Genomic DNA, 11,716 nt, shown 5'->3' with positions numbered 1-11,716 from the left:
CTGCCGGACTGACGTGCCGGGGGCGGAGGCCGGGTCAGCGAGCGGCGGCGGGCGGGTGCTTCAGCGGGCGGCGGTGTGCAGCGTGTCCGCCGGGGCGGTGGCGGTGCGCTGGGTGGCGGGGTGGGGGTCGTGGGTGTGGGTGGCCTTGGCGGGGCCCGCGTTGGCGGCCAGGACCAGGGCCGCGACCGCGATGACGGCCGCGGCGAATCCCCGGGTGTAGCGCTCGGCGGTGCGTATGCGGTGCAGCACGGCGACCTCGCAACAGCGACGGGTTAAGCACGTTTAATCCGCCGTTTAACCTAGGGGCCGTCGGAGTCGAACGGCAAGGGGCACAAGGGGGCCGGCGGTGGGGGAACGGGACGATCCGGAGACCATCGGACGCCGGGTGCAGCAGTTGCGGGTGGAGCGGGGGCTGACCCAGAAACAGCTGGCCGAGCCGGTGTACACGCCCGCGTACATCTCCACGCTGGAGGCCGGCCGGGTGCGCCCCTCCGACGACGCGCTGCGGCATCTCGCCGTACGTCTCGGAGTCGCGTTCGACGAACTGGCCACCGGGCGTCCGGCGCGGCTCGTCACCGAGATGCGGCTGCGGCTGACCGAGGCGCAGCGGACGCTCGCCGCCGGTGAGACGGAGGCGGCGGTCGAGCTCTACGGCGGGCTGCTGGCGGACGCGGAGGCGCACGGGCTGGCCGAGGAGCAGGCGGCGGCGCTGCTGGGGCTCGGGGAGTGCGCGCTGGAGACGGGCGAACTGGCCGCGAGCCGACGGTACTTCGAGCGGGCGGAGCGGCAGCTCGCCGACGCGCCGCTGCCCGCGCGGGTGCCGGCGCTGCGGGGGAGGGCGGTCGCCCACTATCTGGCGGGTGAACTGCGGTACGCCGTCTATCTGCTGGAGTCCACGCTCGACGAGCTGAACCGGGGCGGGCTGCACGACCCGGACGCGCTGCTGCTGCTGTACGCGAGCGTGATCGGGCCGTACATGGACATGGGTGCGCACGCGCGGGCGGCTCAGGCGGCGGAGTTCGCGCTGGCGCTGGCCCCCAGGTCGGGGGATCCGGCGCTGGTGGCGCGGATGCACCGGTCGGTGGCGCGGACGCTGCTCGCGGAGGGGCGGCTGGCGGAGGCGGACGCGTCGCTGGCGAAGGCGGCGGAGCTGTACCGGGGGCTGCAGTTGCGTACGGAGCTGGCGAACTGTCACTGGATGCGGGGGTACGTGCATGCGCAGAACGGTGAACTGGAGCGGGCGGAGGGGGAGTTGCGGGAGGCGCTGACGATGTTGTCCGCGCGGCGGGCGTCCTTGTACAGCAGTCAGGTCACGGTGGAGCTGGCGGACCAGGGGCGCCGCAGGGCCGGGAGCGAGTCGCGCAGCGGGAGCGGCTGCCAGACGTCACGGATGCGCATGCGCAGTCCGGGTACGGCGGCGGCGCGGGAGGCGAGCAGATCGGCCGCGTGGGCGCCCGCGGCGGGCGAGTGGGCGGAGAAGACGCCGAGCGCGGCCAGATGCATGGGATGGTCGGCGGACTCGATGTTCCAGAACGCCAGGTCGAGTGGAGCGAGCAGGTCTGCGGTCAAGGGCTTGCCTCGCATCGACGTCGGGATGGATCAGCAGTCAATCGCCCCCGGCCGATTACGGTCAAGTACGATCTCGCTACGCATAGTTAACAGCACATTACGTCTTCGCCCCTTCCGTCGGCGAGACGGAAGGGGCGGGACGTATGTGCTGGGTGTGGTCAGCGGGTCGCGACCGGGCGGCCTTCCCGGTGACCAACGCCACTCGGACGGACGCCAGCCGCCAGGGGGCCGCTGATCACCCGGCCCGTCACCCGGTCGTCACCCGCCCGTCACCCGGCCGGGCAGCCCGCGGGCCGCGCCCGGGACGCGTCCCGGATCAGGGCCTCGTGCGCGGCCTTCACCCGGGCGACGTCCGGCTTCATCACCCTGCGGTCGTAGGTGAGCAGCCCGTTGAGCTCGCCCTCCACGTCCGAGATCTGGGTGTAGACGGCGCCGTTGCTGCCCCGGCAGACCAGGGCGCGCACCTCGTCGAGCTTGGTGAGGTAGTCGTCGGTGTAGGTCGCCGGGTCGACGTCGACGTACGACTGCTGCACCGGCCAGGCGTGTCCGGGCACCGCGAGGCCGAGGCCGCCGTACTCGCCGCTGACCAGGGCGCGCCGGCCGTCCGGGCGGGGCGGCAGGGCGGGGCTGGGATAGCCGTGCTCGTCCATGATGTCGCCGGCGTTGCCGTCGGCGCCGAGGTTGAGCCCGGACTGGTTGTTGACCAGGCGGGACGGGTCCCAGGACTTGGCCTGCTCGGCGACGCGGCCGACGTCGTACTGGCCCCAGCCCTCGTTGAAGGTGACCCACATGACGATCGAGGGGCTGCTGATGTGCTCGTCGATCATCTGCTTCATCTCGCGCTCGTAGCGGGCGCGGGCCTCGGCGCTCGGGTTCACCCCGGCCGTCATCGACGGCATGTCCTGCCAGACGAGCAGGCCCAGCCGGTCGGCCCAGTAGAACCAGCGGTCCGGTTCGACCTTGATGTGCTTGCGCACCGAGTTGAAGCCCAGCTCCTTGTGCTGGCGCAGGTCGTAGGCCAGGGCCTCGTCGGTGGGGGCGGTGTGCAGGCCGTCGGGCCAGAAGCCCTGGTCGAGGGTGGCCATCAGGAAGACGGGTTCGCCGTTGAGGACCGTGCGCGGGACGCCGTCGATCTGCTCGACGGCGATGGAGCGCATGCCGAAGTAGCTGCCGACGCGATCCGCGCCCACGGTCACCTTGAGCCGGTACAGGAACGGGTCGTCGGACGACCACAGGCGCGGGTCGGCGATGCGCAGGGTGAGCGGCTCGCCGGTCCGGCCGGAGGCCGTGGCGACCTTGCGGTTCCCTGCGTACGCGGTCGCGGTGACCGGTACGCCGTCGCGGACGCCCTCCGCCTCCACGGTGAGCCGCTCGCCGGGCACGTCCGGGATCAGCTTGAGGGAGTCGACGTGGTCGCGGGCGACCGGCTCCATCCAGACGGTCTGCCAGATGCCGGAGCTGGGCGTGTACCAGATGCCGCTCGGGTCGAGGCGCTGCTTGCCGAGGGGCGGGTTCTCGCCGTTCGCCGCGTCGGTGGGGTCGTAGACGCCGACGATGAGTTCCTGGGTGCGGCCGGGCTCGAGCGCGTCGGTGATGTCGGCGCTGAACTTGTCGTAGCCGCCCTCGTGCGCGGCGACCTTCGTGCCGTTGACGTACACCTCGGCACGCCAGTCGACGGCCCCGAAGTTCAGCCGCAGCCGCTGGCCGGAGCCGATGCGCCAGTCGCGCGGGACGGTGAAGGTGCGCCGGTACCACATGCGGTCCTCGTGCCGCTGGATCCCGGAGAGCTGGGACTCCACCGGGTACGGGACCAGGATGCGTTCCTTCAGCGTCCTGCCGACCGGCGGCTGCTCGCCCTCCTCGGCGGCGGCGAACTGCCAGCGGCCGTTGAGGTTCTGCCAGTCGTCGCGGGTGAGCTGGGGGCGCGGGTACTCGGGGAGGGCGTTGTCCGGGCCCACCTCGTCGGCCCACTTGGTGCGCAGCTCGTAGGTGGAGCGGTTGGGTCCGCTGCTCAGGAAGGCGTCCACGGGGTCGCCGTCGGCGGCCGTCAGACCGCCTTTCCCGTCGTAGCGGATGTCGGCGGTGCCGCGGGCGGTGCCGGTCTTGTTGCCGACGACGGGCTCGGCGAGTGAGACGAGCAGGGCCTTCGGGTCGGCGGGGTCCGGCTTCGCGGACTTCAGCGGCCATGTGGCGCCGCCGATCACCGCGTTCAGGTGCTCGGTGAAGCCGGCCGAGGGTGCGGCGAGGGCCTGCGGGAAGTCGAGTTTGAGGGTGCGTCCGGAGGCGAGGACGGTGGCGGCGAGGGCACCGTCGTAGGCGAAGCCGTCCGGGAGGCGGAACGCCGACTGCGGTACGGGTTCCTTGGTGCCGCCGGGCTCGGTCCAGCGCAGGTGGAGGTTGGAGCCGCCGTAGTGCTCGAAGTACTCGACCTTGATGTCGAGGGCGCGGCCGGCGGTCAGCTCGATCGGCTCCGCGGTCTGTTCACGGTCCCAGTCGTCGACCCAGTGGTCGATGGCGAGCCGGCCGTCGATCCACAGGCGGAAGCCGTTGTCGCCGATGATCGAGAAGGTGTGGGGGCCGGTCTTCTCCGGGACGATCTTGCCGGTCCAGCGGACGCTGACGTCGTCCGAGCGGCCGGTGGTGACGTTCAGGCGGGGTTCGAGGTTGTCGAAGTCGAGGCGGGGGTCGAAGGCGGTGGCCTTGAGCTCGTGGAAGTCGAAGGCGCCGGGGGCGGACTGGGTGTAGTACTCGCCCTTGAGTCCGTGGACCTCCACCGGGTCGTCCTCCGCCGCGGAGGCGGCCGGGCCGGTCGCGGTGAGTCCCCCGATGCCGAGGGCGGCGGCGAGGAGAAGCGCGAAACGGTCTCTGAGTCGTCTGGTGCGCACATGTCCTCCGTGGGTGAGGAAGTGACGGCTCTCGCTGCTGACGTGCGTTCCGTGTTGCCTTGTGTGCGATGCGCGCGCGGTTACAACGTTGTCATGAACAACACTTGGCATAACAGCACGGATTCCGCCGCCCGTCCAGGGACATGACAAAGGCCCCGGGGGTCACAACGACCGCCCGGGGCCCCACGGTTGCTGATCTACGGCACGCGCTGGCCCTTGCCCAGGGCGATCACGCCGCCCTTGGAGACCGTGTACAGCTCGGCGTCCCGCTCCGGGTTGACGCCGATCGTCGCGCCCGGCGGCACCTCGACGTTCTTGTCCAGCACCGCGCCCCGCACCACCGCGCCCCGCCCGATGTGCACGTTGTCGTGCAGCACCGAACCCTGCACGACCGCACCCGGATCGACCACCACCCCCGGCGAGAGCACCGACCGGGTGACCTGGCCGCGGATCAGACAGCCCGCGCTGATGATCGACTCGCTGGCGATGCCGCCCGCGTTGAAACGGGCCGGCGAGAGCTGCCCGGAGTGGGTGTAGATGGGCCACTGCCGGTTGTACAGGTTGAACGCGGGGCGCTCGGCGATCAGGTCCATGTGCGCCTCGTAGTACGCGTCCAGGGTGCCGACGTCCCGCCAGTAGCCCTGGTCGCGGCTGGTCTCGCCCGGGACGTGGTTGCCGCTGAAGTCGTACAGCGCGGCCTCGCCGCGGTCGGTGAGCTGGGGCAGGATCGAACCGCCCATGTCGTGCACCGAGTTCTCGTCCTCGGCGTCCCGCTGGAGCGCCTCGATCAGGGCCTTGGTGGTGAACAGGTAGTTGCCCATCGAGGCGAACACGCACTCGGGGTCGTCGGCGAGCCCCGGCGGATCGGCGGGCTTCTCCAGGAACCCCTCCACGGTCTGCCCGTCCGAACCCGGGGTGATCACACCGAACGAGGACGACTCCGAGCGCGGCACCCGGATCCCGGCCACCGTGACCCCGGCGCCGCTCTCGATGTGCTGGGCGAGCATCTGGCGCGGGTCCATGCGGTAGACGTGGTCGGCGCCGAACACGGCCACGTACTCGGGCTGTTCGTCGTGGATCAGGTTGAGCGACTGCAGGATGGCGTCGGCGCTGCCCAGATACCAGCGCGGGCCGAGGCGCTGCTGGGCCGGGACCGGGGTGACGTAGTTGCCGAGCAGGCTCGACATCCGCCACGTGGTGGTGATGTGCCGGTCCAGCGAGTGCGACTTGTACTGCGTGAGCACACAGATGCGCAGGATGTCGCCGTTGACGAGGTTCGACAGGACGAAGTCCACCAGGCGGTACGTCCCGCCGAAGGTGACCGCCGGTTTGGCGCGGTCCGCCGTGAGGGGCATCAGACGCTTGCCCTCGCCGCCCGCCAGCACGATTCCCAGGACCGAAGGACCTCCACGACGCATGGCCGCTCCCCTCACGCCGAGTTTTCCCATCCCTGCCCCGGTCAGGGCCGGCTAAGCCTGTTTGAGGATCTCCTCGTAGAGCCGGACCGTACGGCGGGCCACCGCGTCCCAGCCGAACTCGCCGACCGCCCGCTCCCGCCCCGCCTCACCCATCCGCCGGGCGGCGTCCGGGTCGCCGAGGACCGCGTCGAGCGCCCGGGTGAGGCCCGCCTCGAAGTCGTCGTCCGCCTCGACGAGTACCCCGGTCACCCCGTCCTCCACGACCTCGGGAATGCCGCCCACCCGCGAGGCCACCACGGGGGTGCCGCAGGCCATCGCCTCCAGATTGACGATGCCGAGCGGCTCGTACACCGAGGGGCACACGAACACGGCGGCGTGGGTGAGCAGCTGGATCACCTCCGGGCGGGGCAGCATCTGCGGGATCCAGTGCACGCCCTCGCGCACCCGGCTCAGCTCCTCGTACAACTCACGGAACTCCCGGTCGATCTCCGGGGTGTCGGGCGCGCCCGCGCACAGCACCACCTGCGCGGCCGGGTCGATGCCCCGCACCGCGCGCAGCAGATGCGGCACGCCCTTCTGGCGGGTGATCCGCCCGACGAACAGCACGTACGGGCGGGAGCGGTCCAGGCCGATCCGGTCCAGGGCGTCGGTGCCGGGGTCGGGGCGGTACAGGCTCGTGTCGATGCCGTTGTGCACGATGTGCACGCGCGCCGGGTCCAGGGCGGGGTAGCAGTCGAGGATGTCCTGACGCATGGCCCCGGAGACCGCGATCACCGCGTCGGCGGCCTCCACGGCGGTGCGTTCGGCCCAGCTGGACAGGGCATAACCGCCGCCGAGCTGCTCGGCCTTCCAGGGGCGCAGGGGCTCCAGTGAGTGGGCGGTGAGCACGTGCGGGATGCCGTAGAGCATCTTGGCGAGATGGCCGCCGAGGTTGGCGTACCAGGTGTGGGAGTGGACGAGGTCGGTGCCCTCCAGGGCAGCGGCCATGGCGAGGTCCACCGAGAAGGTGCGCAGCGCGTCGTTGGCGCCGTCGAGCGCGGACCAGGGGCGGTGCCGGAGCACCCCGTCGGCGCGGCCCTCGCCCCAGCAGTGCACCTCCAGGTCCACCAGCGGCCGCAGCTCCCGCGCGAGGAACTCGACATGAACTCCCGCGCCGCCGTACACGTCCGGGGGGTACTCCCGGGTCAGCAGTCCCACTCGCACCCGCGAACCCCCTGTTTCTCGGCGGACGTCCCCTTCATGGTCACCCACACCGGGCCCCGGCGGAAGCCCTTAGGGCCTCCCCTCAGGGTCCGTCCGTCCGCGGGTACCCACCCTGGGGATGACGGGGCCGTCCTCCTACTCCATCGGCAGTAGGACTCATTGAGTGCTCAGGGACGACGACGGGAACAAACCGAGAAGGCATCGTGTTGGTCATGGAAGCCGACCCTTCGCCGCGCCGGGCCGCCGGGCCCGGCCACCCGCAGAGGAGCAGCCGATGAGCGCCCTCGCGTTGTCCGTGCTGCTGTCGTTCGTGTCCGCTGTCGCCTACGCCGGCGGTGCGATCGTGCAGGAGCGGGTCGCGGTGTCCTCCCCCGGCGAGCAGTACGCACCGCTGCGCCGGCCGGCCTGGTGGGCGGCGGTCGCGCTCAACGGCCTCGGCGGACTGCTGCACGTTGTCGCGCTCGCCTACGGTCCCCTGAGCATCGTCCAGCCGCTGGGCGCGCTGACCATCGTCTTCGCGCTGCCCATGGCGGCCCTCTTCGTCGGCCGCAAGGCCGGGGCGACCGCGTGGCGCGGCGCCATCATGGCGACCGTGGGTCTCGCCGGTCTGCTGTCGCTGGTGGGCGCGTCCTCCGCGCAGTCGCTGGACACCGGTCAGCGGGTGGCGGCGGCACTGGCCACGGCCGGTGCGGTCACCGCCCTGATGATCGCGGCCCGCGCCGTGCACCGGCATCCGGCGGTGCGCAGCATGCTCCTGGCGGTCGCCTCCGGTGTCGCCTTCGGTATGTCCTCCGTGTTCACCAAGACCGTCGCGGTCGACTGGACCGACGGGGTGTCGGCGGGCGACGTGCCCTCCCTGGCGGTGATCGGGGTGCTGGCCACGGCGGGCCTGCTGCTGTCCCAGGCGTCCTACCGGGGCGCCGGTCTCGCCGCTCCGCTCGCCACGCTGACCGTGGTGAACCCGGTGGTGGCGGCGGCGGTCGGCATCACGATGTTCGGCGAGACCTTCCGCTACGGCACGACGGGCACGGCGCTCGCGCTGAGCTGCGGTGTGGTGGCGGCGGGCGGTCTGATCCTGCTGACGACGGAGCGGCTGGCACGCGAGCAGCAGGAGGCCGCGGTGGCGGCCGGGGCCCCGGCCGAGCCGGTCGGCCCTGCGGAACCGGTCGGCGACCCCGTCGAGAAGCTGCTGGCCCAGCTCGAGGTGCCCGAGGACGTGCGCATGCCGGTGCCGGTGCCCGCGCCGGCCGCTGCGGGGGCGGAGGCGGACCCCGTCTATCCCCTGGTCTCCTACGCGCCCTTCTACGGCGGACCGTACGTCCCCGTGCCGACGGCGGACCGGCACCGCATGCGCGTCAAATCCTGACGCCGCCCGCCCTCAGGTAGGCGACCGGGTCGATGTCCGACCCGAATCCGGGCCTCGTCCGCACTTCGAAGTGCAGATGCGGGCCCGAGCTGTTGCCCGTGGACCCGGAGCGGCCGATGCGCTGTCCCGCGCCGACCGACTGGCCGCTCTTCACGGAGATCGCCGAGAGGTGCGCGTACTGGCTGTAGCGGCCGTCGGTGTGCCGGATCACCACCTGGTAGCCGAAGGAGCCCTCCCACCCCGCGCTGACGACGCTGCCCGCCGCGACCGACTTCACGGACGTGCCGGTCGGCACGGGGAAGTCGATTCCGGTGTGGTAGCCCTTCGACCAGGCGGAACCGGCCTTGTGGTACGGCGTGCCGAGGGCGGCGCTGACGGGGGCGACGAGGGTGGTGCCGGTGCTGCGGTCGGCTCGGTCCTTGTCCTTGGCTCGCTGCGGAGCGGTTTTCTTCTCCTGCTTGGCGGGCTTGGAAGGTTTCGCAGGCTTGGACGGCTCGGCGGCCTCGTCCGGCTGCTGGGGCGCCGGGCGTGTCGGCGCGGCCGTCCCGTCGGGCAGGGCGAGCCGCTGGCCGGGGAGGATCAGATGGGGGTCACCGCCGATGGCCCGGCGGTTGGCCTCGTACAGGCTCCGCCAGCCGCCCCGTACCCCCTCGTCGGTGGCGATGCCGGAGAGGGTGTCACCGCGGACCACCGTGTACATCTCGGCGCGGCCGGCGCGGGACTGCGGGGTCTTCTGCGGCTGCACGTCCTCGACGGAGGGCCGGGTGCTCTTCTTCCTCCGGTCGGTCCTGCCGTCGTCACCGTCCTTGACGCGGATGTCGGGGGTGTCGCCGCCCCGCGTGAGACCCGCGCGCACGGAGCACACCGGCCAGGCGCCGGGCCCCTGCCCTTCGAGCACCTTCTCGGCGACGGCGATCTGCTCGTCCTTGGTGGCCAGATCCGCGCGGGGCGCGTAGCGCGTGCCGCCGAAGGCCTCCCAGGTGGACTGGGTGAACTGCAGCCCGCCGTAGAAGCCGTTGCCGGTGTTGATGTCCCAGTCGTTGCTCGACTCGCACGCGGCCACCTTGTCCCAGGTCTCCACGTCGGCCGCCTGGGCGGTGCCGGTCCCCATCAGCGGCAGCGCCATCCCGGCTCCGCCGGCGGTGACGGTGAGCGAGGCGCGGTTGATCCTCTTCGGCTGATACCGGCGGTGCCGGCCGCGCACGGCCATGGTGCCCCCCATCGACAATGCGTCAGGAGGGGCAAAAGTAAGCGCTGCGAACCGGCCGCCACAAGACGACTGTCGGCCGCGCGGACGCGTCAAGTGGCCGGGATTTTTCGCCCGTTGCGCCCGCCCGCCACCGCCGCGCGTCGTCTGCGCGGGCGGGTGCGACCGGGCCGCGGGCGTACGCGGACGTGCGCCCGCTGAGTGTGAGGGGGCCGGTTGCCCGTACGTACCTGCGGAAGTTGCCTGTGCCTGCCTCCCTCGACCCGCGCGTGCGCACGTGGGTACGGCACGTCAGGATGGGCGATGGCAGTACTGACGGGCACCGACCGGCAGCACCGATACCGAGGGCACTAGGAGCCAACCCTATGAGCAGTTCAGCGCAGATCGGCGTCACGGGTCTCGCGGTCATGGGCCGCAACCTCGCGCGCAACTTCGCCCGCAACGGCTACACGGTCGCGGTGCACAACCGGACGGCGGCGCGGACGCATGCGCTGGTGGAGGAGTTCGGCCACGAGGGCAGCTTCGTGGCGGCCGAGACGGCCAAGGAGTTCGTGGCGGCGCTGGAGCGCCCCCGGCGGCTGGTGATCATGGTGAAGGCCGGTGAACCGACGGACGCGGTGATCGAGGAGTTCGCCCCGCTGCTGGAGCCCGGCGACATGATCATCGACGGCGGAAACGCGCACTTCGCGGACACCCGGCGCCGTGAGCGGGAGCTGCGCGAGCAGGGCATCCACTTCGTCGGCACGGGCATCTCCGGCGGCGAGGAGGGCGCGCTGAACGGCCCGAGCATCATGCCGGGCGGCTCGAGGGAGTCGTACGACTCCCTCGGCCCGATGCTGGAGAAGATCTCCGCGAAGGCGGCCGACGGGGCGCCCTGTGTCACGCACGTGGGTCCGGACGGTGCCGGGCACTTCGTGAAGATGGTGCACAACGGCATCGAGTACGCCGACATGCAGCTGATCGGCGAGGCGTACCAGCTGCTGCGCGATGTCGCCGGGTACTCCCCCGCCCAGATCGCCGACATCTTCCGCACCTGGAACACCGGCCGCCTCGACTCGTACCTGATCGAGATCACGGCCGAGGTGCTGTCGCACGTGGACGCGGCGACGGGCAAGCCGTTCGTGGACGTGGTGGTGGACCAGGCGGAGCAGAAGGGGACGGGCCGCTGGACCGTGCAGATCGCCCTCGACCTGGGTGTGCCGGTGTCCGGTATCGCGGAGGCGGTCTTCGCGCGCTCGCTGTCGGGCCACGCGGCGCTGCGTGAGGCCTCGCGGGATCTCGCGGGCCCGAAGGCGAAGCCGCTGAGTGAGTCGGAGGCGGCCGCGTTCGCGGACCGGGTGGAGCAGGCGCTGTACGCGTCGAAGATCGTGTCGTACACGCAGGGCTTCCACGAGATCGCGGCGGGCAGTGAGGAGTACGGCTGGGACATCGACCTCGGCGCGGTCGCCTCGATCTGGCGCGGCGGCTGCATCATCCGGGCGGCGTTCCTGGACCGGATCCGGGCGGCGTACGACGCGCGGGCGGATCTGCCGAGCCTGCTGGCCGACGAGACGTTCGCGCGGGAGATCGCGGAGGCGCAGGACGACTGGCGCGAGGTGCTGATCGCCGCGGTGCGTCAGGGGGTGCCGACGCCCGGGTTCGCGGCGGCGCTGGCGTACTACGACGCGTTGCGTGCGGAGCGGTTGCCTGCGGCGCTCACGCAGGGGCAGCGGGACTTCTTCGGGGCGCACACGTATCGGCGTACGGACCGGGACGGGGCGTTCCACACGTTGTGGGGTGGGGATCGGTCGGAGGTTTCGGCGTAGCGGTTGGGCCTTTGCGCCTTAGTGCCTTTGCGTCTTCGTGCCTTTGGGCCTTTGGGCCTTTGGGCCTTACGGGCGGTGGATCCTTGCTGGGGATCCGCCGCCCTTCGCCGTTGGGGGGTGGTGGTTTCGTCGGCGGGTGCGGGTGGGTTGTGGCTGGTCGCGCAGTTCCCCGCGCCCCTGAGGGTGTGGGTGCTGGCCGGTGAACTCAGGTGAGCGGGGGGCCTGGTTCTGGGTTTGGTACTGGTTCGGGGCCCGGGGGGATC

The 11,716-nt window shown here is 71.8% G+C and carries 8 protein-coding genes and 1 pseudogene; 3 read left to right on the top strand and 6 right to left on the bottom strand.

The window, feature by feature from the left end; genetic code table 11:
* Positions 1-60 precede the first annotated feature (60 nt).
* The gene (locus tag N4P33_RS25735; protein WP_260829128.1) at positions 61-249 is read right to left on the bottom strand and encodes a hypothetical protein; all 189 of its coding nucleotides are present in this window, start codon (positions 247-249) and stop codon (positions 61-63) included.
* 97 nt (positions 250-346) lie between these two features.
* Between N4P33_RS25735 and N4P33_RS25730 the strand changes: the two are divergent.
* A pseudogene (locus N4P33_RS25730) lies at positions 347-1,357 on the top strand (helix-turn-helix domain-containing protein); the annotation flags it as partial.
* On the opposite strand, the gene N4P33_RS25725 reads toward N4P33_RS25730, so the two are convergent.
* The 4 genes from N4P33_RS25725 to glgA all read right to left on the bottom strand — a co-directional run bounded on the left by N4P33_RS25725 (position 1,306) and on the right by glgA (position 7,075).
* Entirely contained in the window at positions 1,306-1,503 is a 198-nt protein-coding gene (locus tag N4P33_RS25725; RefSeq protein ID WP_260829130.1) for a hypothetical protein, read from the bottom strand. The pseudogene N4P33_RS25730 and the gene N4P33_RS25725 overlap by 52 nt on opposite strands.
* A 335-nt stretch (positions 1,504-1,838) precedes the next feature.
* Positions 1,839-4,454: a PA14 domain-containing protein gene (locus N4P33_RS25720; RefSeq protein ID WP_260829127.1), complete on the bottom strand. Its 2,616-nt coding sequence runs from the start codon at positions 4,452-4,454 to the stop codon at positions 1,839-1,841.
* Between the two features lie 197 nt (positions 4,455-4,651).
* Positions 4,652-5,872, bottom strand: coding sequence for a glucose-1-phosphate adenylyltransferase (gene glgC / locus N4P33_RS25715; protein ID WP_260829125.1), 1,221 nt, complete (start codon positions 5,870-5,872; stop codon positions 4,652-4,654).
* 51 nt (positions 5,873-5,923) lie between these two features.
* On the bottom strand, positions 5,924-7,075 hold the full coding sequence (gene glgA, locus N4P33_RS25710; protein ID WP_260829124.1) for a glycogen synthase: 1,152 nt from the start codon (positions 7,073-7,075) through the stop codon (positions 5,924-5,926).
* A 274-nt stretch (positions 7,076-7,349) separates the two neighbouring features.
* Between glgA and N4P33_RS25705 the strand changes: the two genes are divergently transcribed.
* The gene (locus N4P33_RS25705; protein ID WP_260829123.1) at positions 7,350-8,441 is read left to right on the top strand and encodes a DMT family transporter; all 1,092 of its coding nucleotides are present in this window, start codon (positions 7,350-7,352) and stop codon (positions 8,439-8,441) included.
* On the opposite strand, the gene N4P33_RS25700 is transcribed toward N4P33_RS25705, so the two are convergent.
* Positions 8,431-9,651 carry a transglycosylase family protein gene (locus N4P33_RS25700; RefSeq protein WP_260829129.1) on the bottom strand — a complete coding sequence of 407 codons (1,221 nt, stop codon included), beginning with the start codon at positions 9,649-9,651 and terminating at the stop codon, positions 8,431-8,433. The genes N4P33_RS25705 and N4P33_RS25700 overlap by 11 nt on opposite strands.
* A gap of 362 nt (positions 9,652-10,013) precedes the next feature.
* On the opposite strand from N4P33_RS25700, the gene gndA reads away from it, so the two are divergent.
* Positions 10,014-11,453: an NADP-dependent phosphogluconate dehydrogenase gene (gene gndA, locus N4P33_RS25695; protein ID WP_260829122.1), complete on the top strand. Its 1,440-nt coding sequence runs from the start codon at positions 10,014-10,016 to the stop codon at positions 11,451-11,453.
* Positions 11,454-11,716: the final 263 nt, after the last annotated feature.

The organism is Streptomyces sp. 15-116A, assembly GCF_025290915.1.
Classification (GTDB): domain Bacteria; phylum Actinomycetota; class Actinomycetes; order Streptomycetales; family Streptomycetaceae; genus Streptomyces.
The sequence above is the reverse complement of the archived record's forward strand: the minus strand, read 5'-3'. Positions and strand labels throughout refer to the sequence as shown.